At 70.9% G+C, this 21977-nt stretch carries 16 protein-coding genes; 12 read left to right on the forward strand and 4 right to left on the reverse strand.

The features are described 5' to 3' along the window. Positions 1 to 5: 5 nt before the first annotated feature. Entirely contained in the window at positions 6 to 314 is a 309-nt protein-coding gene (locus tag ACQEUX_RS24575; protein ID WP_433052737.1) for a hypothetical protein, read from the forward strand. Positions 315 to 599: 285 nt separating this feature from the next. Beyond that, a complete protein-coding gene (locus ACQEUX_RS24580; protein ID WP_433052740.1) occupies positions 600 to 1325 on the forward strand; it encodes a methyltransferase domain-containing protein in 726 nt (241 codons plus the stop codon). A gap of 183 nt (positions 1326 to 1508) precedes the next feature. Here the strand turns inward: ACQEUX_RS24580 and ACQEUX_RS24585 are convergent, their stop codons facing one another. Further along, entirely contained in the window at positions 1509 to 2516 is a 1008-nt protein-coding gene (locus ACQEUX_RS24585; RefSeq protein WP_433052743.1) for a LacI family DNA-binding transcriptional regulator, read from the reverse strand. A 145-nt stretch (positions 2517 to 2661) separates the two neighbouring features. Between ACQEUX_RS24585 and ACQEUX_RS24590 the strand changes: the two genes are divergently transcribed. Genes ACQEUX_RS24590 through ACQEUX_RS24610 form a run of 5 tightly spaced genes read left to right on the forward strand, consistent with a single transcriptional unit; the run spans position 2662 to position 8429 of the window. Further along, entirely contained in the window at positions 2662 to 4176 is a 1515-nt protein-coding gene (locus ACQEUX_RS24590) for an alpha-N-arabinofuranosidase (protein WP_433052746.1), read from the forward strand. A 59-nt stretch (positions 4177 to 4235) separates the two neighbouring features. After that, on the forward strand, positions 4236 to 5567 hold the full coding sequence (locus ACQEUX_RS24595; protein WP_433052749.1) for an ABC transporter substrate-binding protein: 1332 nt from the start codon (positions 4236 to 4238) through the stop codon (positions 5565 to 5567). A gap of 6 nt (positions 5568 to 5573) precedes the next feature. Next, positions 5574 to 6539 carry a carbohydrate ABC transporter permease gene (locus ACQEUX_RS24600; protein ID WP_433052752.1) on the forward strand — a complete coding sequence of 322 codons (966 nt, stop codon included), beginning with the start codon at positions 5574 to 5576 and terminating at the stop codon, positions 6537 to 6539. Between the two features lie 10 nt (positions 6540 to 6549). Beyond that, positions 6550 to 7404 (forward strand): carbohydrate ABC transporter permease, encoded by an 855-nt coding sequence (locus tag ACQEUX_RS24605; RefSeq protein ID WP_433052755.1) that lies wholly within the window; start codon positions 6550 to 6552, stop codon positions 7402 to 7404. Continuing rightward, positions 7401 to 8429: a glycoside hydrolase family 43 protein gene (locus ACQEUX_RS24610; protein WP_433052758.1), complete on the forward strand. Its 1029-nt coding sequence runs from the start codon at positions 7401 to 7403 to the stop codon at positions 8427 to 8429. Before ACQEUX_RS24605 ends, ACQEUX_RS24610 begins: the two co-directional genes overlap by 4 nt. Positions 8430 to 8470: 41 nt before the next feature. Here the strand turns inward: ACQEUX_RS24610 and ACQEUX_RS24615 are convergent, their stop codons facing one another. After that, positions 8471 to 9976, reverse strand: a complete 1506-nt coding sequence (locus ACQEUX_RS24615; protein WP_433052761.1) for an amino acid permease — start codon at positions 9974 to 9976, stop codon at positions 8471 to 8473. A 295-nt stretch (positions 9977 to 10271) separates the two neighbouring features. On the opposite strand from ACQEUX_RS24615, the gene ACQEUX_RS24620 reads away from it, so the two are divergent. After that, positions 10272 to 11930 (forward strand): glycoside hydrolase family 10 protein, encoded by a 1659-nt coding sequence (locus ACQEUX_RS24620; RefSeq protein WP_433052764.1) that lies wholly within the window; start codon positions 10272 to 10274, stop codon positions 11928 to 11930. 187 nt (positions 11931 to 12117) lie between these two features. Further along, a complete protein-coding gene (locus ACQEUX_RS24625) occupies positions 12118 to 12660 on the forward strand; it encodes a phospholipase (protein WP_433052767.1) in 543 nt (180 codons plus the stop codon). Positions 12661 to 12786: 126 nt separating this feature from the next. On the opposite strand, the gene ACQEUX_RS24630 is transcribed toward ACQEUX_RS24625, so the two are convergent. Both ACQEUX_RS24630 and ACQEUX_RS24635 read right to left on the reverse strand, forming a co-directional pair. Beyond that, positions 12787 to 15627 carry an ATP-binding protein gene (locus ACQEUX_RS24630; protein ID WP_433052770.1) on the reverse strand — a complete coding sequence of 947 codons (2841 nt, stop codon included), beginning with the start codon at positions 15625 to 15627 and terminating at the stop codon, positions 12787 to 12789. 152 nt (positions 15628 to 15779) lie between these two features. Continuing rightward, positions 15780 to 15995: an FmdB family zinc ribbon protein gene (locus ACQEUX_RS24635; protein WP_433052773.1), complete on the reverse strand. Its 216-nt coding sequence runs from the start codon at positions 15993 to 15995 to the stop codon at positions 15780 to 15782. Between the two features lie 54 nt (positions 15996 to 16049). Between ACQEUX_RS24635 and ACQEUX_RS24640 the strand changes: the two genes are divergently transcribed. From ACQEUX_RS24640 to ACQEUX_RS24650, 3 genes are all read left to right on the forward strand, one after another. Next, on the forward strand, positions 16050 to 17441 hold the full coding sequence (locus ACQEUX_RS24640; protein WP_433052776.1) for a lytic murein transglycosylase: 1392 nt from the start codon (positions 16050 to 16052) through the stop codon (positions 17439 to 17441). Between the two features lie 72 nt (positions 17442 to 17513). Then, a complete protein-coding gene (locus ACQEUX_RS24645) occupies positions 17514 to 18530 on the forward strand; it encodes a GNAT family N-acetyltransferase (protein WP_433057105.1) in 1017 nt (338 codons plus the stop codon). Positions 18531 to 18621: 91 nt separating this feature from the next. After that, the gene (locus tag ACQEUX_RS24650) at positions 18622 to 21900 is read left to right on the forward strand and encodes a lamin tail domain-containing protein (protein ID WP_433052779.1); all 3279 of its coding nucleotides are present in this window, start codon (positions 18622 to 18624) and stop codon (positions 21898 to 21900) included. The last annotated feature ends 77 nt before the right edge of the window (positions 21901 to 21977 follow it).

Raw genomic sequence — 21977 nt, forward strand, 5'->3', positions numbered from 1 at the left:
ACGCCATGCTCAAGTGGGAGTACGCCCTGCTGGTCCGTCGCCGCCAGGCGGCGACCAACGACCTCGGCTGGGAGGTCGTCTTCGTCTGGTACGGCCCGGACGGCTCGATGGTCGACGTGACGCTGTACGGCGACACGGCCCTGGCCCATCTGAACCGGGCCGGCGACCAGGGGTGGGAGTTGGTCGCCATGAGCGAGGATCCATCCCTGCCCGGCAACAACGAACTGCACCGCTACCACCTCAAGCGGCCCAAGCCCGCCGCTCCGCCACCCCGCCAGCGGATGCGTGGTGGCCGCCGCACCCTCTCCGGCTGACCTCCGCCGGTTCCGGCTCTCTCCGGCCCGGCCAGGGCGCCGGCTCCGGGGGCTGTCGGCTCCGACCGCCGGGGCGCTGGCTCGTTCCAGCGCCGCCGGGCACAGGTCGCAGTTGAGCCCGATACCTCACCGGCATTTTTATGACTCTGAGGTATCAGGCTCGATACGGTCCTGCCCCGAGGACTGCGACACGCCGACCGCGCGGCACGCCGACCCGCAGGCGCGGCCGACGAGCGGGGCATATCGGGTGCGAATGCGGGTATCGCGCGGCGGGAGGTGGCCCGAATGGTCGCTTTGGCGCAGACTCCACCCTCGGCCGACCGGCTGCGGGCGATCGACGATTTCCTCACCCAGGCATGGGCGGACCAGGTCCGGCACGATGACCGGCTGCGGGACCTCGCGGTCGAGGTGCGGTTCGACCGGGGAGTGGCCCATCTGAGCGGGGACGTCGCCGAACCCGCCGAGTTACGGCTGGTACGGGACCTGGTGGGGCGGCTGGCCGGGGTCTACGGCGTCTGGTGCCGGGTTGGCGTCGGCGGGCGGGAACCGGTGGTGGTGGACCTCGGCTGCGGGCCGACCAAGCAGTGGTCGAGCAACCTGGGGCTGGACATCTACCCGGCTCCGGGTGTGGACGCGGTGGCGGACCTCTCCGGCTCGCTACCGCTGGCCGACGACTCGGTGGACGTCCTCTTCGCGGTGCACATCCTGGAGCACCTGATCGACTTCCTGCCGCTGGTGGACGAGTGCCACCGGGTGCTCCGCCCGGGTGGGGTGCTGCACGTGATGAGCCCCTGGTGGGGGCATGTGAACGCGGTGGCCGACCCGACCCACGTCCGGCTGATGGACGTGCAGACGTTCAAGGGGATCTGCCAGCTCCGGCCGCCGGGCACCCCGCGGTGGTACCCACTGCACGCCGGCTGCGACGGTGCCTCGATCTTCGCCGACCTGACCCCACTCCCACCCGATGCCGACCCGGCACCAAAGTCCCACCTGGCCCGCTTCTTCGACTAACCCCCACCCACCCACCCCACCCCCACCCCACCCGGTACGCCCGGTTCGCCCGTCCATCCGGTCCGGTGATCAAGAGGTTTGCGTCAGAAATCGCGTTCTCCATGACGCAAACCTCTTGATCACCGGGGCAGGTGAGGGGCGGAGGGTGGGGGATGGGGGTGGGGATGAGAATGGGGGTGGGGGTTAGGGGGTTTGGGTGGATTCGCGGAGTTCTAGGCGGTAGGGGGCGGAGAGCTCACGGGCGGGGGCGGTGCGGTCGCCGTCCAGGCGGTTGGCCAGGAGCTCGACGGCCAGACGGGCGATCTGCTCCTTGTCCGGGGCGACGGTGCTCAGGGTGGGGATGGAGAAGCGCCCGTCCTCGATGTCGTCGAAGCCGACCACCGCCACCTCCTCGGGCACCCGCAGGCCGGCCTCGTGCAGGGCACGCAGGGCACCGAGGGCGAGCGTGTCGTTGAAACAGAAGACGGCGTCGGGGCGTACGCCGGAGGTGAGCAGGCCCCGCATGGCGGCGGCGCCGTCGGCGCGATGCCAGGCCGACGCGGGCGCCACCAGGGCGTCGTCGTAGTCGAGCCCGGCGGCGCGCAGCGCGTCGGCGTAGCCGGCCAGTCGCAGTCGGGCGCTGGCGCCCTCGTCGGTGCGCTGCGAGCCGATCGCCGCGATCCGGCGGTGGCCGAGCTGGATCAGGTGGTTGGTGATCTCCCGGGCCGCTGCCACGTTGTCGATCATCACGCGATCGGCCGGGCCGTGTTCGACCCGTTCTCCGAGCAGCACCATGGGGGTGCCGTCCAGGCCGGCCAGGTCCTCCGCGGTGAGCGCCAACGGGCTGAAGATGAGCCCGTCGATCAGGTGGTCGGTGATGCCGGAGGCGACCACCCGCTCCTGCTCGCGCCGACCGCCGGTCTGGTCGATCAGCACCGTCCAGCCGTACTCGGCGGCAGCGGTGACCACGTAGCGGGCCAGCTCGGCGAAGTACGGAATGTCGAGTTCCGGCACGGCCAGCGCGATCACGCCGGTGCGGCCCTTGCGCAGGTGGCGCGCCGAGAGATTGGGCCGGTAGTTGAGCTCGGCGATCGCCTCCTCGACCCGGGCCCGGGTGTCCGGTCGAACGTGCACGTAGCCGTTCACGACGTTGGAGACGGTCTTAACCGACACGCCGGCCCTTTCGGCCACGTCTTTGAGCCTGTGTCGCACTCCGCAACCTCCCCGATGTAACACTCCGCACCCTACCGCGTCAGCAGCCCTTTACAACGTTGCCTACAACGTTGTAGAAACGATGGACACCGGGTGAACGGTGACTGCGGTCACCCGGCACCGGCAATGAGGAAAGGTGGAACCCTTGCGGACCGCGCAGCTGACGATCGACCCGGCCTTCTCCATCGGCCCGGCCGACCGACGCCTCTTCGGCTCCTTCGTCGAGCACATGGGGCGGTGCGTCTACGGCGGCATCTACGAGCCCGGCCACCCCAGCGCCGACTCCCGCGGCCTGCGCCGCGACGTGCTGGAGCTGACCCGTGAACTGGGCGTCTCGGTGGTCCGCTACCCGGGCGGCAACTTCGTCTCCGGCTACCGCTGGGAGGACGGGGTCGGCCCGGTCGGCAACCGGCCGCGCCGGCTCGACCTGGCCTGGAAGACGATCGAGACCAACGCGTTCGGGCTGGACGAGTTCATGACCTGGGCCGCCGAGGCCGGTGTCGAGCCGATGATGGCGGTCAACCTCGGCACGCGCGGGGTCCAGGAGGCACTGGACCTGTTGGAGTACGCCAACCACCCGGGCGGCACCGAGCTCTCCGACCTGCGGCGCAAGCACGGCGCGGAGGACCCGTACGGGGTGCGGCTGTGGTGCCTGGGCAACGAGATGGACGGCCCGTGGCAGGTCGGCCACAAGACCGCCGACGAGTACGGCCGCCTCGCCGCCGAGGCCGCCCGCGCCATGAAGATGATCGACCCCTCGATCAGCCTGATCGCCTGCGGCAGCTCCAACCGGCGGATGCCCACGTTCGCCTCGTGGGAGGCGACCGTGCTGGAGCACACCTACGAGCACGTCGACTACATCTCGGCGCACACCTACTACGACCCGTCCGACGGCGACCAGGCCAGCATCCTGGCCTCCGCCGTCGACATGGACAACTTCATCACCGAGGTCGTCGCGACCGCCGACCACGTCGCCGCCAAGCAGCGGCACAAGCGCAAGCTGAAGATCTCCTTCGACGAGTGGAACGTCTGGTACGAGTCCCGCCTCCAGGCTGACCTGGACCGGCGCGGTTGGGTCGAGGCCCCGGCGCTGATCGAGGACGACTTCACCGCCGTCGACGCGGTGGTCGTCGGCGACCTGCTGATCACCCTGCTGCGCCACGCGGACCGGGTCGGTGTGGCCGCACAGGCCCAGCTGGCGAACGTGATCGCGCCGATCCGCACCCGCAACGGCGGCCCCGCCTGGCGGCAGAGCATCTTCCACCCGTTCGCGCTGACCGCCCGGTACGCCCGGGGCACCGTGCTGCGCACCGACCCGGTGTCGCCGCGCTACGAGACGAAGAAGTACGGGGACGTGCCGGTGCTCGACACCGTCGCCGTGCACGACGAGGAGACCGGCGAGCTGACCGTCTTCGCGGTCAACCGCGGCGAGACGGACCTCCCGCTGGAGATCGACCTGCGCGGCCTGCCCGGCATGTCCGGTCTGTCCTTCCAGAGCATCGCTGCCGGGTCCGACCCGTCGGCGACGAACACCGAGGCCGAGCCCGACCGGGTGACGCCGCGGGAACTGCCCACCCCCACCCCCGACGGCGGCCGGTGCACCGTGCGCCTGCCCGCCGTGTCCTGGAGCGTGCTGCGCTTCGCCCCGATCAGCGCCTGATGTCGCACCGGGTTTGAGCAGGCACAATTCATTCCGTCCCCCTCCAAGGAGAGATACGCATGATCCAGAACGACATGAGCCGGCGCCGCCTGCTCGGCCTCGGTCTCGGACTCGGCGCCGCAGCCTCGCTGACCCTCGCGGGCTGCGGCGGCGGCGATGACACCGCCTCCGGGCCGGCCGCCGGCAACGGTGGCAAGGAGTACACCGGCCCCAAGGTGGACCTGAAGCTGTGGAACGGCTTCACCGGCGGTGATGGCGACATCTTCAAGGCTCTGGTGAACCAGTTCAACACCGAGAACAAGAACATCGCCGTCTCGGTGGCCACGTACCAGTGGGAGGACTACTACAACAAGCTCCCCGGTGCGGCCTCCAGCGGCAATGGTCCGGACATCGCGGTCATGCACATGGACCAGCTCGCCACCTTCGCCGCCCGCGGCGTGATCACCGAGCTGGACGACGTGGCCAAGAACCTGGAGCTCTCCGAGGCGGACTTCGCTCCGACCGTCTGGAAGGGCGGGCTCTACAACAACAAGCGGTACGGCATTCCGCTGGACATGCACCCGCTGGGCTTCTACTACAACAAGGCCGTCATGCAGAAGGCCGGCCTGGACCCGAACAAGCCGCCGACCACCAAGGACGACTTCACGGCGGCGCTGGGCGAGTTCAAGAAGGCCGGCGTGCAGGGCTTCTGGGTCAGCCCGTTCCAGTTCACCGGCGGCATGACGTTCTACTCCCTGCTCAACCAGTGGGGCGGCACCCTGTTCGACGCCGAGGTGACCAAGGCGACGTTCAACTCCGACCCGGCCGTCGAGGCGTGCACCTGGCTGGTCGACATGATCAAGCAGGGCCACTCGCCGGCCAACGTCGGTCAGGACGCCGAGTACCTGGCGTTCAAGAGCGGCAAGAACGCCTTCACCTTCAACGGCATCTGGCAGATCAACGATCTGAAGAAGAGCCCCGAGGTGCAGTGGGGCGTCGCGCCGCTTCCCCAGATCGGCAGCAAGCCGGCGGCCTGGGCCAACTCGCACAACTTCACCATCGTGAAGCAGCGGGCCACCAACGCCAACAAGGTCTCCGGCGCGAAGGTCTTCATCAACTGGCTGAGCCAGCACTCGCTGGACTGGGCCAAGGGCGGCCAGATCCCGGCCCGCAAGGCGGTCCGTGAGAGCGCCGAGTTCAAGGCGCTGCCGGAGATCTCGGCGCTCGCCCCCGAGCTGGAGTACGCGGCGTTCCCGCCGGCGACTCCGGGCCTCGGCGAGGTCATCAAGACCTTCTACGACACGTTCAACGTGGCTGCGCTGGGCAAGAAGACGCCCAAGGAGGCGCTCGACGAGGGCGTGGCCAAGGCCAACAAGCAGCTCGAGGACAACCGCAAGAAGTACGGGAGCTGATAGCCAGTGGCGGACGTGATCGAGGTCGGGGCGGCGCGCGGTGACGCGCCGCCCCCGGCGGCCAACGCAGCCCGCCGGGCCGCCTCGGCGGGTCGGACCAGACGGGCGACGCCATACCTGTTCCTTGCCCCCTATCTGGTCCTGTTCGGGGTCTTCGGCCTGTTGCCGATCATCCTCGGCCTCTGGCTGAGCGTGCACCAGTGGGACTTCCAACTGCCCAACCGGCCGTTCGTCGGGTTGGACAACTACAAGCAGCTCTTCTCCAGCGACTCCGCCGTCTACGGCGACTGGTGGCAGAGCGTCCGGGCCACCGCCATCTTCACGGTGCTGTCGGTGCCACTGCTGGTGGTCGTACCGCTCGGGCTGGCGCTGCTGCTCAACCGCTCCTTCCCGGGCCGGACCTTCTTCCGGGCGGTCTACTTCGCGCCGTACGTGCTGGGTGTCGCGGTGATCGGCCTGCTCTGGCGGTTCCTGCTCGACGCCAACCTGGGTCTGGTCAACCGGCTCCTCGGGGTGGTCGGGCTGCCGTCGGACACCCCCTGGGTGACCAACATGCCGTGGGCGTGGATCTCCCTGGTCGGAGTGACCGTCTGGTGGACCTCCGGCTTCAACGCGGTGATCTACCTGGCCGGTCTTCAGGACATCTCGCCGGAGCTGTACGAGGCGGCCCGGATGGACGGCGCCAGCGCATGGCAGCGGTTCCGCAACGTCACCCTGCCCGGTCTGCGTCCCGTGCTGCTCTTCGTGATCACCACGACCGTGCTCGCCTCGGCGAACATGTTCGGCCAGTCGTTCCTGATCACCCAGGGGACGCCCGGTACGGAGACCCGCACGGTGGTGTGGTTCATCGTCGAGGAGGGCCTGCGGAACAACAACGCCGGTCGGGCCGCCGCGATGAGCATCATGTTCGCCCTGATGCTGGCCGTCGTGAGCATCGCCAACTTCCGCCTCTTCCGCTACAAGGAAGACTGAGGGGACCGCCATGACGACGCCCACGCCGACCACCCGCGGTTCCGGTACCGGGAGCCGGGTCGTGCTCTACGCCACCCTCGTGGCGCTGGCCCTGATCTTCCTGATTCCGCTGGTGTGGATGGTCATCACCTCGCTGAAGACCTACACCGCCGCCCAGCAGATCCCGCCGAGCTGGCTGCCGAACCCGCTCGCGGGCTACGGCTACGAGCAGATCCTCAACAACTCGGCGAACCCGGTGCTGCGCTGGTTCCTCAACAGCATGGTGGCCGCCACGCTGCATTCGCTGCTGGTGCTGGTGACCGCCTCGATGGCGGCGTACTCCCTGGCCCGGCTGCGGTTCCGCGGACGCGGGGTGACCTTCGCGCTGATCGTCGGGACGCTGTTCATCCCGCCGACCTCGCTGATCATCCCGAACTTCCTGATCGTCGACCAGCTCAACTGGATCGACACCCTGGCCGTGGTGGTGGTGCCCGGCGCGGCCAGCGCGTTCGGGGTCTTCTTCCTACGGCAGTTCTTCCTGTCCCTGCCGAACGAGTTGGAGGAGGCCGCCACGCTGGACGGCGCCAACCAGTGGCAGATCTTCTTCAAGGTGGTGCTGCCGCTGTCCAAGCCGGCGCTGGCCACCCTGGCCGTGCTGTCGTTCCTCACCAACTGGAACGACTTCCTCTGGCCGATCTTCGTGCTGTTCAGCCCGGAGAAGCTCACCCTACCGCCGGGTCTCGGCCTGCTCCAGGGCTCGTACGTCACCGACTACCCGGTGATCATGGCGGGCGCGGTGCTGGCCAGCCTGCCGGTGCTGATCCTCTTCGTCCTGGCGCAGCGGCACATCATCCAGGGCGTCTCCCGCAGCGGCCTGAAGGGGTGACCCCCACAACGACCTGGCGCGGCGGCGCGGCGGCGATCATCATCGCCGCCGCGCTGCTCGTTTCGGGCTGCGCCGACGACACCGAACCCACCCCCACGACGAGCAGCGGGAGCGACCCCAGCATGATCACCAACCCGGTCGTGCAGACCGACGCCCCGGACCCGCAGGCGATCCGGGTCGGCGACACCTGGTACCTGTTCCACACCAACTCCGGGAGCCGCAACGTCCCGGTGCTGACCTCCACCGACCTGGTCGACTGGACCGAGGCCGGGGACGCCCTGCCGGCACTGCCGGACTGGGCGGACGCCGGCAAGACCTGGGCGCCGGAGGCGATCCAGCTGGCACCGGACCGGTTCGTGCTCTACTACACGGTCGCGGGCCGGGAATCCGGGCGGCAGTGCGTCGGGCGGGCGGTGGCCGGCGCGCCGCAGGGGCCGTACCGGGACGACGCGGCCGGCCCGCTGATCTGCCAGGCCGAGCTGGGCGGGGCGATCGACGCCGGCCCGTTCCGCGACACCGACGGCAGCCTCTGGCTGCTGTGGAAGAACGACGGCAACGCCATCGGGGTGGACACCTGGCTCTGGTCGCAGCGCCTCGCCGAGGACGGCCTGACCCTGCTCGGCGAGCCGACGAAGCTGCTCAAGCAGACCGAGCCGTGGGAGGGCACCCTGATCGAGGGGCCGTTCTTCCACCGCCAGGACGGTCGGTTGCTGCTCTTCTTCGCGGCCAACGCCTACGACCGGGCGGAGTACGCCGAGGGCTACGCGGTCTGCGAGAGCCCGACCGGGCCCTGTGTGAAGGCCGCCGAGAACCCGATCCTGAAGAGCAACGAGGCCGCCTCGGGCCCTGGCCACGCCTCGATGGTGGTCAAGGACGGCCGGACCTGGCTGCTCTACCACGCCTGGCCGCCCGGTCAGGAGGGCAGCACCGACCCCGGTCGGCAGGTCTGGCTCGACGAGGTGACCTGGGTCGACGGCAAGCCGGTCGTCAAGGGCCCGACCGCCACGCCCCAGCCCCGCCCCTGAGCTGATCGTGCGGAGGGGCGCTCGACCCCTCCGCACATCGGTCAGACGCTCGGCTCGCGGGGAGCCGGGGCAACCGCCGGTTCGTGGCGGGCCAGCCGGTTGCGGCGGTAGCCGTAGCCGAAGTAGATCAAGGCGCCGAGCAGCATCCAGGCCAGGAACCGCAGCCAGGTCTCCACCGACAGGTTGAGCATCAGGTAGAAGCAGGCCAGCGCCGAGACGATCGGCAGCACCGGCGAGAACGGGACCCGGAACGGCCGCTCCAGGTCAGGACGCTTGCGGCGCAGGATCGGCACCGCCACCGAGACCAGCACGAACGCACAGAGCGCGCCGATGCTGACCAGGTCGGCCAACGCGGACAGCGGCAGGAAGCCAGCCAGCAGCGCCACCCCCACCGTCATGATCGCCGAGATCCGGTACGGGGTGCCCCAGCGTGGGTGCACCTTCGCGATCGAGGGCGGGATCAACCCGTCCCGGGCGATGGCGAAGCCGACCCGACCCATGGCCACCAGGTCGACCAGGATGACACTGGTCAGACCTGCGACCGCGGCGATGGAGACCAGCACGGCAGCCCAGCCGGCGCCGACCGCCTCGAAGGCCGACGCGATCGGGGCGCCCCGGTCGATCTCGGTGTACGGCACCATCCCGACCACCACCAGCGAGACGCCGATGTAGAGCACCGTGGAGATCAGCAGCGTGCCGAGCAGACCGAGGGTGAGGTCCCGCTTGGGCTTCCTCGTCTCCTCACCCAGGTTCGCCACCGCCTCGAAGCCGGTGTACGCGAAGAAGACCACGGCGGCGGCGCTGAGCACTCCGACGAAGCCGAAGACCGACGGTTCCAGCCCGAAGAGAACCTGGGTGACCGGTTGCTTGATGCCGTCGTCGCCGCTGCCCGCGGGCTCGGTCGGCGGGATGAACGGGGTGAGGTTTGCGGCCCTGACGAAGAACAGGCCAGCCATCACCACGAAGACGCAGATGGCCACCTTGACCAGCACCAGCAGGTTGGTGATCCGAGCGGACTCCCGGATGCCGACGATCGCCACGACGCCGAGGATCAGCACGATGGCGATGGCACCGACGTTGACCGTGCTGCCCTCCTCGCCGAACCACCGGGTCGGTAGGTCGAGCAGTTCCGCGAGGTAGCCGGACCAACCGCGGGCCACCACGGCGGCGCCGAGCGCGAACTCCAGCAGCAGGTCCCAGCCGATGATCCAGGCGACGATCTCGCCCATCGTGGCGTACGCGTAGGTGTAGGCGCTGCCAGCGGTCGGCACGCTGGAGGCCAACTCGGCGTAGCAGAGCGCGGCGAGCAGGGCCACCACGCCAGCGATGGCGAAGGAGATCACCACGCCGGGTCCGGCGCTGTCCCTGGCCTCGATCCCGGTGAGCGTGAAGATGCCGGTGCCGATCACGATCCCGATGCCGAAGCCGGTGAGGTCGACCGCGCCGAGCCGCTTCTTCAGCCCGGGCCGACCGTCGTCGCCGTCCGTCTCGCTCTGGGCTATCACGTCCCTGATCGGTTTGGTACGCAGCACGGACACCGCGTTCACCCCTTTCACCGTGTGACCGCCACCGAAGCGGCCGGTGACCGGCGTTGCTACCCACCGGCGAGAGCCGCCAACCGCCCGTACGCACGGTGACATCAGATGCGATCTTCATCACTCTCGGTGACCTCGACGATCGGCTCGGCGGGGACCCGACATCCGGCCATCGAATCGGGCGGCGTGAACCCTTGCGGGAACCGTCGAGGTGTGAAAATTTCCTACCAGCGGCAGATAGCCGACGGCGAATCTTGCCGGCGTGCCGCGCCGGACACCCGGGAGCCCCAACGAAGGGACACACCGCATGAAGGCAACTCGGCTCGGAGCCGCCGGGCTGGTCGCAGCCCTGCTCGGCACGCTCGTCACCACCACCCCCGCCAGCGCCGCGCCCAGCGCGGCCACCACCACGACCACCACCTGCGCCACCGACCCGGCCACCCCGAAACGGCAGTTCCGGGCCATGTGGATCTCGTCGGTGGTCAACATCGACTGGCCCAGCAAGGCGTCCCAGACCAGGCCGGACCAGGTCGCCGCCCAGCAGGCCGAGTACCGGGAACTGCTCGACCTCGCCCAGCGGCTGCACCACAACGCCGTCGTCGTGCAGGTCCGGCCGACCGCCGACGCGCTCTGGCCCTCGCCGTACGAGCCCTGGTCGGAGTACCTGACCGGCGTCCGTGGTCAGGACCCGGGCTGGGACCCGCTGGCCTTCCTCGTCGAGGAGGCGCACCGGCGCAACCTGGAGTTCCACGCCTGGTTCAACCCGTACCGCGTCTCCATGCCGGCCCCCGGTGGCGCCGGGGCGGACGCCACCCAGCTCGCCCCCGGCCACCCGGCCCGGCAGCACCCGGACTGGACCTTCGCCTACCCGCCGGCCGGCGTGGCCGGCAGCCGGCTCTACTACAACCCCGGCATTCCCGAGGTCCGCGAGTTCGTACAGACCGCGATGATGGACGCGGTCCGCCGCTACGACATCGACGGCGTGCACTTCGACGACTACTTCTACCCATACCCGAGCGGCACCCACCAGGTGCCGGACGACGCCACGTTCGCGGCGTACAGCCGGGGTTTCACCAACCGGGCGGACTGGCGGCGGGACAACATCAACCTGTTGATCCAGGAGATGAACGGCAAGATCAAGGCGGCGAAGCCGTGGGTGAAGTTCGGGGTCAGTCCGTTCGGCATCTGGCGCAACAAGGCCGCCGATCCGCTCGGCTCGGACACCACCGGCAGCCAGTCGTACGACATCATCTCCGCCGACACCCGCAGGTGGGTCAAGCAGGAGTGGATCGACTACGTGGTGCCGCAGCTCTACTGGCACATCGGCCAGTACCCGGCGGCCGACTACGCGCGGCTGGTGCCGTGGTGGGCCGAGACGGTGCGCGGCACCCGCGTGCAGCTCTACATCGGTCAGGCCGACTACAAGAGCGGCGACCCGGCGTACGGGCCGTTCTGGCAGAACCCGAGTGAGCTTTCCGACCACCTGACGCTGAACCGTGCGCACCCGGGGGTGCAGGGCAACGTGCACTTCTCGGCCGTCCAGGTGCGGGCCAACCGGCTCGGCGCCACCGACATCTACGCCGCCGAGCACTACTCCCGTCCGGCGCTGGTGCCGGCCATGCCACACCTGCCGGCCAAGCCGCTGCTCTTCCCGGTGGTCACCGAGGCCGTCCGGAACGGCGACGGGGTCCGACTGACCTGGCATCAGCCGGCCAACGGCGCCGGCCCGTTCGGCACCGCCACCTCGTACGCGATCTACCGGTTCGACGGCACCACGCCGCCTGGCCGGTGCGGCACCGCGGACGCGGCGCACCTGGTCGGCACCGTCCGGTCCACCTCCGGCGACGCCCAGTCCTGGGTGGACACGTCGGCCGAGCCCGGCCGGCGGTACACCTACCAGCTCACCGCGCTGGACCGGTCGGCCAACGAGAGCCCGACGAGCCCGCCGGCCTTCGTCCTGCGCTGACGGTCCGTCCGACCCTCACCGATTGCCCCGGGTGCCCTGCGCGCCCGGGGCATTCGTCTGTTTCGACGTATGTCACCAATAGTTGGCGCAGCACATACCGCGCGGTTGATCAGTTGATCGAGACTCATCAACATCCGGTAACCCGCCGGTAACTTAAGTCCCGCCCGCTCACCCGCGGAGGTCACCTGTGCCCCGACGTCTCGCCACCCTGCTCACCTCGGGCGCGCTCGCGCTGCTCGCCACCCTCGCCGTCGCCTCCCCCGCCGCCGCTGCCGTCACCCCCGAACAGCGGCTGTCGGTGCTCTCCAGCTGGACCCAGACCAGTGCGTCCAGCTACAGCTCCTGGAACAGCGCCCGGCTCAACCGGGCACCCTGGGTCGAGTACAACTTCAACTGGTCCACCGACTACTGCTCGTCGAGCCCGGACAACCCGCTCGGGTTCACCTTCAACCTGGGCTGCTACCGGCACGACTTCGGCTACCGCAACTACAAGGCGGTCGGCCAGTTCTCCGCCAACAAGTCCCGACTGGACAGCGCCTTCTACGAGGACCTGAAGCGCGTCTGCGCCACGTACAACACCATCGTCCGGCCGGCCTGCTACAGCCTGGCCTGGACCTACTACCAGGCGGTCAGCATCTTCGGTTCGGTGGCAGCCGTGCAGCAGGCCGACATCGACCGCGCCGCCCGCATGAAGGCCGACGCCGAACGCCGCGCCGCCGCCCGCGCCTAACCCCCACCCCCACCCCCCACCCCCACCCTCCGGCCGCGTTGATCAAGAGGTTTCGGTCACCGGGAGCCCGTTTCCTGACGCAAACCTCTTGGTCAACAAGGCCGTCGGGGGTGGGGTGGGTGGGGGTCAGGCGCGTTCGGTTCGGGTGGCTGGTTGGCGGTCTGGGTCGGCGGGGCGGCGGGGGGTTGGCTGGGACAGGCCGGTGCTGAAGCGGGTCGAATCGGCCGCCAGGTCCGGGTGTTCCACGTCCAGTGCCAGCGCCGCGGCCTCGTCCAGCCCCAACTCGGCACCCTCGCCGTACGCGTCGTCGAAAGCCGCGTCGCCCAGCACCGCGCGCAACTCCGCCTGCTGGTCGGCCCAGTAGCCGCCGTAGATGCCCGGGGTCGCTCGCATGCTCGCCCGGGTGGCCTGCGCCGCCCCGAACAGGCGGGCGGCGGTCAACCGGTCCCCACCGATCGCGCAGCGGACCGCGACCGCGTTCAACGTGTCGCACGCGCGGCCGTGGTAGCCGTGGCCCATCCGGGAACGCAGCGCGACAAGCAGGTGCTCGTGTGCGGCGATCACGTCACCCCGGGCCAGCGCGACCATCCCGAGAAGCATGTCCACCGAACGCCGGCCCCGCTCCACCGGCCGGGCCGCCTCCACCGGACGGACCGCCCCCAGCAGATCCGCCGCCTCCTCCAGGGCACCCCGCCGCCAGAGCAGCTCGGCCAGGCTGAACACCGCGAACAGCGCTTCGCCGACCACGTCCTGCCCGTGCGCCCAGTCGATGACCTCCCGACACACCCGCTCGGCCTCGACGAACTGCCCCATGTCCACCAGCGGCGCGGCCCGGCCGGCGAGCACCCGGGCCAGCAGCCCGGCATCACCGGCCTGGCGGGCGGCCGCCTCCGCCCGCTGGGAGTAGCGCAACTCCTCGGCGAACTCGCCGTCCGCACCCGCGTGCAGCGAGTGCATGTGGTAGGCCGCCGCCAGCTCCGCCTCCGGGATCCGCTCGCCCGTCTCGGCGATCCGCCCGTACAACCGGAACAGCCACAGCCGCCCCTCCCGGGCCAGGCCCCGCTCAAGCCACCACTGGTCCAGGCCACCAGCCAGGCCGAGACCAGCGCGGGCGCTGCCCCCGGTGGCGCACCAGCGCAGCGCGGCACGCAACTCCCCGGCCAGGGGGTCGAGGGCGTACAGCGACAGCGTCACCGGCCGACCGTCCTGGCCCAGGTGTGCCCGGTCCAGCGCATGCGCCGACCAGGCCACGTGCCGGTCCCGGGCGGCCTGCTCCTCACCCGCCTCGACCAACCGGCGCGCCGCGTACGCCCGGATCGGGTCGAGCATCCGGTAGGTGCTGCCGGAGGCACGCGGCTCGGCCAGCACCATCGACTTGTCCACCAGCACCGAGAGCGGATCCAGCGGGTCGTCACCCAGCAGCCACTCCACCGTCGCCAGGTCCACCGGCCCGGCGAAGACCGACAGCCACCGCAGCAGGCGGGCGGCCCGTGGCCCCAGCGTCCGGTACGACCAGGTGACGGTGGCCTGCATGGTCACGTGCCGTTCGGTGGCCGAACGCTGCACGGCCCTGCTCGCCGGAGTGGGCGGCGGCGCCCCGGCCGCCGCAGCGACCAGGTCCACGGTGTCCTGCTGGTTGCCGGACCAACCCCGCTCCACCGGCGGCGGCTCCGGGTCCTCCCGGCCTGCGTCCAATGTGCCGAGCACATCGTCGAGTCGCTCGGCGAGCTGACCGACAGAGAGCACCCGCAGCCGGGCGGCGGCCAGCTCGATGGCAAGCGGCAACCCATCCAGCCGCTGCACCACCCGGCGCAGATCGGCTGACTCGGCCGGATCCGGCTGCCGGCCGCCGCGCGCCGCCGCCGTACGGTCCAGCAGTAGCGCCACCGCGTCGCTTTCGGTGCCGTCCGCCCGTGGGTCGACCGAGAGCGGCGGGATCCGCCACACCACCTCGCCGGGCAGGCTGAACGACTCGCGACTGGTTGCCAGCACCCGCACACCGCCCCCGCCGGAGAGCAGTCGGGCGATCACCTCAGCACAGGCGGCCGGCTGCGTGTCGCAGGTGTCCAACACGACCAGCATGCGGCGGCCGGCCGCGTACTCGACCAGAGTGTCCAGCATCGGCCGGCCCGGCTCGGGTCGCAGGCCGAGCACCGCGGCGATCGCGAACGCCACCAGCCCCGGGTCGGTCACCGCGGCGATGTCGACGAACCAGACCCCGTCCGGGTACGCCTCGACCACCCCGCTGGCCAACTCCACCGCGAGCCGGGTCTTGCCCGCGCCGCCCGCGCCCAGCACGGTGACCAGGCGGTGCTGTTCCACCAACAGGCCCAGCTCGACGCGCTCGGCCTGCCGGCCGACGAACGAGGTCACCTGGGTCGGCAGGTTGTGCGCCACCGCGTCGGCGGTGCGGGGCCGGGGGAACTGCCGCTCCAGCCCCGGCGCGAGCAGTTGAAACAGTCGTTCCCGGTCGTCGAAGCCGCGCAACCGGTGCAGGCCCAGGTCGAGCAGGGTCGCACCGGGTGGCAACGGCTCGGCCCGACGTGCGGTGGACGCCGAACAGAGCACCTGCCCGCCGTGCGCGGCGGCGGCCACCCGGGCGGCCCGGTGCACCTCGGGACTGGCGTACTCGCCGTCGCGCGGCTCGGCGTAGCCGGTGTGCAGGCCCATCCGCACCCGGGGCGCCGCTTCTGTGGTGGGCCAGTCGTGGTTGGCCAACGCGCGCTGGGCGGTCAGGCACGCGGTCAGCGCCGCCGCCGCGTCCTCGAAGGCCAGAAAGAACGAGTCGCCTTCGGTCAGCAACTCCGCGCCACCCGTGCTGGCCAGCGTCCGGCGCAGCAGCCGTCGGTGCTCGGCGAGCACCGGGCGGTAGTCCGGGCCGAGCAGCTGAGCCAGCCGGGTCGAGCCCTCGATATCGGTGAACACGAAGGTCACCCAACCGCTCGGGAGCTGGATCCGTGGCGACATGCGTGGAACCTCCGCCCGTGACGTCGGGTTCATGCTGCCTGAGTCCGAGAGGTCACACATCGTGAGAACGGCCGGGCAGGTGCCGCCTCAAGGTGCCACTCGGACCCGCTCCCGGCAAGGCCAGTTCACCAGGCGGCGGCGAATTGGCCCGATCAGCAGCCGCAGGCGCCGCCGCAGCACCCACCGCCGGCGGGCGCCGGGGCACCACCGGTGGCCCCACCCCGGCCGGTGACCGCGACCGCGGAGAGCAGTTTGACCGTGTCGGCGTGTCCCTGTGGGCAGGTGGCGGGATCGCCCGCCGCCGCCATGGAACGGTTGACCTCGAAGGTGTCGCCGCAGGCGCGGCAGCGGAACTCGTACCGGGGCATGCCACCAGGGTACGTGGATCTGACGTCTGGCGGAGTATGGGTGATACTCGACGGGTGGTGGACGGCGAGGACGACACGCGTGTGCAACCGTTACGACCGGCCGCGCCGCTGGACGGGCCACTCGAGGGCTCGGGGGCAGCGCCCGATCCGGTGCGCGCGGTGCCCCGCCCACGCCGACCATGGCTGAGCGGCCGATCCGGGAACACGCCGACCGCGGCAGCGACCCCGACCGATCCCGCCGGGTCCGGCACGGACGCGAACGCCACCGACGAGAGCAGCCCCGGCAAGTCCGAGTCGTCCCCGACCGCCGACGCCAAGGCCGAAGGCCCAAAGGTCGACGACACCAAGGCCGAGGACCCGAAGGTCGAGGACGCCAAGGCCGAAGACCCGAAGGCCGAAGACCCGAAGGCCGAAGACGCCAAGGCCGAGGTCGCGGGTCTGACGAAGACCCTTGTGGACGGGGTGGCCGTCGTACCGGCGCCCGACGCCCCCACCCGGCGACGGCGCATGCCGTTCGCGCACGCGGTACGACTGCCACCGCGCCGGGCGGCAGCCTCCGCCGCCCGCGCGACCCGCGCCTGGGCTCGTCGGCCGAGCGGCCGGCTCACCCTGCCTGGTGTCTTCCTGCTGGCGCTGGTGGCCGCGACCGCCGCCGCCGGCGCGCTGCTCGTGCCCGCCACGATCCGCGCACCCCGCACGGTCGCGGCCGACTCGTCCGCCCCGCCGACGGCGGCCGCACCACCGGCGGTGCCGTCCGGCCTTCCCACCGGCCCGCTGCCCACCGGGCCGATCCCGACCGGCCCGCTGCCCAGTGGCGGGCTACCCACCTACGGTCTGCCGACCGGGCCTGCCGTCGGGCCGGTGACCGGGGGGCGGCCGTCGGACGCCCTGGCCGGCTGGGCTCAGCAGGTCGGCGCCAAGGTCGGCATCCCGGCTACCGCCATGCAGGCGTACGGATACGCCGAGCTGGTGCTCACGCAAACCAACCGCAGTTGCGCCCTGAGCTGGACCACCCTGGCCGCGATCGGTCAGGTCGAATCAGGACACGGCTCGGCCAACGGCGCGCGGTTGGGGCAGGACGGCAAGGCACTGCCCAACATCATCGGGCTGCCCTTGGACGGCAAGGAGGGTCGGATGCGGATCATCGACACCGACCGTGGGGAGCTGGACGGGGACAGGGTCCTCGACCGTGCGATCGGGCCGATGCAGTTCATCCCGACCACCTGGCAGGAGATCGGCGCGGACGCCGACAACGACGGCCGCAAGGACCCGCACGACCTGGACGACGCCGCCCTGGCAGCGGGAAACTACCTCTGCAAGGGTGGCCGGAACCTGAGCATTCCGGGCGACTGGTGGAACGCGATCCTCTCCTACAACGACGTACGGCGGTACGCCCAGGACGTCTACGACACCGCAAACCGGTACGGACGGGCCAGTCGTTCGTGAAGTGATCGTCCGGATACGTTGGAGAACTGGACACTTCCCCCGGGCAGCTGTTAGCGGCAAGCTAGACGGGTGATGGTGCGCGAGTGGGACCCCAGGACCGCGTCGTCCGCCGAGATCGCGTCGCTGCTGGCCACGCTGAACGCGGTATTGGCGGCCGATCTGCCGCAGGACCCGCCGTGGCGGGAGACCTCGCTGCGGGAATACCTCGCTGAGGTGATGCCCGGCGAGCGGCGGATCTCCTGGATCGCTCAGGCCGAGCCGACCGCCCCCGGTGACCCGGGTGCGGTGCTCGGCCAGGTTCACGTGCTGCTCCTCGGCGACATCGGCGTGCTCGAGGTGCTGGTGCACCCGTCCGTGCGGCGCGGCGGCCTCGGTCGTGACCTGGTGTTGCGTGCCGCCCGTCGGGTCTACCAGGAGGGCTTCCGGTCGATCGGGGTCGAGGTGGTCGGCGACACGCCCGCCGTCGGGTTCTACGAGTCGCTCGGCTTCATCCGGGAATACGTGGAGACGCGCAGCGTGCTCGACCTGACCTCGGTCGACTGGGCCGAGCTGGCCGAGATGGCCACCGGCATCGGGGCGGGCTACCACCTGGAGTTCTTCCCCGGCGGGCCACCGGATGACCTGATCGAGGCGTACGCGCGGGCCAAGGCCGAGGTACGTGACGTCGACGACGGCGAGCTGCGCCCCAGCTCCTACGACCCGGAGCGGCTGCGCGACAGCCTCGACACCCTGCACCGGCGGGGCATGAAACCGTACATCGTGCTCGCCCGACACGAGCAGAGCGGTGAAGTGGCCGGCCTGACCGAGGTGGTGGTGCCGGCGCAGCACCCGACCCGCGCCGACCAGTACGACACGATCGTCGCGCAGGACCACCGGGGCTACGGCATCGACCGGGCGATCAAGGCCAGGATGCTGCTGGAGCTGCGCTCCGCCGAGTCGGAGCTGATCGAGGTGCAGACCTGGAACGCGCAGGCCAACGAGGCGATGCTGAAGGTCAACGCGGAGCTGGGCTACCGGCCCGACCGGGACTGGTGCGAATACAGCGTCGACGTCGCCGAGCTGGTGCACCGCCTCGATCCGCCACGCTGAGGAATTCACGAAACCGTCCATCAGGGGATGGACGGTGGACAGTTGCGCACCTTAACGTGCGTTGACCCCATCCACCCATCGTGGAGGCCCTATGCGCCCGCGCCGCACAATCGCCGCGCTCGCGACCGCCACCGCCGCCGTGACCGTCACGGCTCTCGGCGTCGCACCCACCGCGGCCAGCGCCGCGCCCACCGACCTGTTCATCTCGGAGTACGTCGAAGGTTCGTCGAACAACAAGGCGATCGAACTGTTCAACGGCACTGGCGCCCCGGTCGACCTCACCGCCGGTGGCTACCAACTCCAGCTCTACTTCAACGGCTCCACCACGGCCACCACGATCGCGCTGACCGGGAGCGTGGCCGCCGGTGACGCGTTCGTGTTCGCCAGCGCCTCGGCCGGGGCCGCCGTTCTCGCCCAGGCCGATCAGACCACCGGGGCGAGCCTGTTCAACGGTGACGACGTTGTCGTGCTGCGCCGGGGCACCACCGTGCTCGACTCGATCGGTCAGGTGGGCGTCGACCCGGGCACCGAGTGGGGTGCCGGTGCCACCAGCACCGCGGACAACACGCTGCGCCGGCTGCCCACCGTGGCCGCTGGCGACACCGACCCGTCGGACGCGTTCGACCCCGCGACGCAGTGGGCCGGCTTCCCGGTCGACACCTTCGACGGGCTCGGTACGCACACCGTGGACGGCGGCGGGCCGGTCGACGCGCCGGCCACGCTGACCTGTGGCGGTCCGCTGGTCACCGCCGTCGGCACGGCGGCGACCCGGGAGGTCACCGCCACCGACCCCGATGACACGATCGTCGACCTGGCGGTGACCGCGGTGAGCCCGGCACCGGCCACCGGCTCGATCACCCGCAGCGCGTTCACCCCCGCCGAGGGCGTGGGTGGCACCGCCCGCGCCACGGTCGGCGCGAGCGCCGACCTCTCCGCCGGGGCGTACACCGTCACCGTCACCGCGACCGACGCGGGCGGCGGCACCGCCACCTGCGCGCTGGCCGTGCAGGTGACCCGAGAGTTGACCGTCGGCGAGGTGCAGGGCCCGACCACCGGCGCCGAGTCCGGTCCGACCGACCGGTCGCCGCTCGCACCGGCGAGCGGCAACGGCACGAGCAGCACGCTGTACGACGTACGCGGCGTGATCACCCAGTTGACCCTGGCCCGCACCTCGGCCGGGGCGGAGCAGCACGGCTTCTTCCTGCAGAGCCGGACCGGCGACACCGACGGCGACCCGACCAGCTCCGACGGCATCTTCGTGTTCATGGGCACGTTCACCTCGCTGATCGGCGGCTACGTCCCCACGGTCGGCGACGAGGTCGTGCTCCGGGCCCGGGTGTCGGAGTACTTCAACCTCACCCAGCTCTCCGGCGCCTCGCTGGTCCGCCGGATCGCCAGCGGCCTGGCCGTGGACACCGCGGTCGCGGTGACCGACGCGGTGCCACCGGCCGAGCTGACCGACGCGCAGCGTTTCTGGGAGCGGCACGAGGGCACCCGGCTGCGGGTACGTGCGGGCAGCGGCGCGGTGAGCGGCCGGGACGTCTTCTCGTCCACCGCCGACGCCGAGCTGTGGGTGGTCGACCGGGACGACCCGCTGCTGGACCGCGTCGACCCGTACACCCGGCGGGTCTTCCGTGATTCGCACCCGCTGGACAACGACCCGACCCGCCGCTTCGACGACGGCAACGGCCAGCGGGTGCTGCTCGGCAGCATGGGCGTGAAGGCCACCGCCGGGGACAGCACCGCGCTGCTCCCACCGGTGCACACCTTCGACACGCTGCGCGCGGACGCGGTGGGCGCGGTCTACTACTCGTTCGAGAAGTACGGCGTCCAGGTCGAGCGGGCGGAGTTCGACGCGGGGGCCGACCCGTCGAAGAACAACCCGCCGAAGCCGGCCGACCGGTCGCAGGAGGTGGCGGTCGCCACCTACAACGTGGAGAACCTGTACGACTACCGGGACGACCCGTTCGACGGCTGTGACTTCACCGGTAACGCGGGCTGCCCGGGTGTGGACCCGCCCTTCGACTACGTGCCGAGCAGTGCGGCGGACTACCGCGAGCAACTGGCAGCGCTCGCCGACCAGATCGTCAAGGATCTGCACGCACCGGACCTGATCCTGGTGCAGGAGGCCGAGGACCAGGACATCTGCACGGTCTCCGGGGCTGCGCTGGCCTGCGGCGACACCAACAACGCCGACGGCGCTCCGGACAGCATCCAGGAGTTGGCGCTCGCGGTGGCGGCGGCCGGCGGGCCGGCGTACGCCGCTGCCTACGACCGGACCGGCGCGGACGCGCGCGGCATCACCGCCGCGTTCCTGTACCGCACCGACCGGTTGTCGCTGGCGGCCGCGACGGCGAGCGACCCGTTGCTCGGCTCGGCACCGACCGTCCAGTACCGGGCTCCGGGGCTGCCCGCCAACGCCGACGTGCAGAACCCGAAGGCACTCAACGCGGTGCTTCCGTCGGACGTGGACACCTCGACCGGCCGGGACGGCAACAACGTCTTCACCCGGGCTCCCCAGTTGGGCAAGTTCAATGTGGCCGCGGCACCCGGCTCGTCCGAGCGGTTCACCCTGTACGCGCTCAGCAACCACTACTCCTCCGGCCCGGACAGCCGGGTCGGGCAGCGGCGGGAGCAGGCGCGGTACGGCGCGGCGATCGTCACCGCCATCGAGGCGGCCGACCAGACCGCCCGGGTGGTCTACGGCGGGGACCTGAACGTCTTCCCCCGCCCGGACGACCCCATCGCGACAGGTAGCCAGCCCACCCCGTCGGACCAGTTGGCCCCGCTCTACGAGGCGGGCCTGCACAACCTGTGGGACAACCTGGTCGCGGACGTGCCGGCGTCGGCCTACTCGTACAGCTTCGAGGGGCAGGCACAGACACTCGACCACCTGTTCGTCAACGACGCGCTCTACGACGACCTGGTGCAGGTGCGGGCGGCGCACATCAACGCCGACTGGCCGGCGGAGTTCACCGGCGACGGGTCGCGCGGTTCCAGCGACCACGACCCGCAGGTGGCCCGGTTCCGGTCCCGGGCATCGCTGACCGTCGCCGACACGACGGTGGTCGAGGGCGACAAGGGCACCCGGCAGCTCACCTTCATCGCCACCGTGTCCCGGCCGTTGTCCCAGTCGGTGCTGCTCTGCGCCGCCACGTACGGCACCACGGCTGACGCGGGCTCGGACTACGAGCCGTACGTCGGCTGCAAGGTGTTGGCCGCCGGGCAGACGTCGGTGGCCTTCCCGGTGACTGTGCGTGGTGATCGCAAGCGGGAGTCGGACGAGAAGCTCACGCTGCTGGTGGCCGGCGTGCCCGGCCTGCGGCTGGCTGACCCTCTGGGTACCGGCACCATCGCCAACGACGACTGAGGTTCCTCTCGTTCGCGGGTCCTGAGCGGCCCGTCGTGCAGGCAGTGCCTGTACGACGGGCCGCTCGCCCGTTGAAG

This window comes from Micromonospora sp. CA-259024, assembly GCF_050936255.1.
Classification (GTDB): Bacteria; Actinomycetota; Actinomycetes; order Mycobacteriales; family Micromonosporaceae; genus Micromonospora.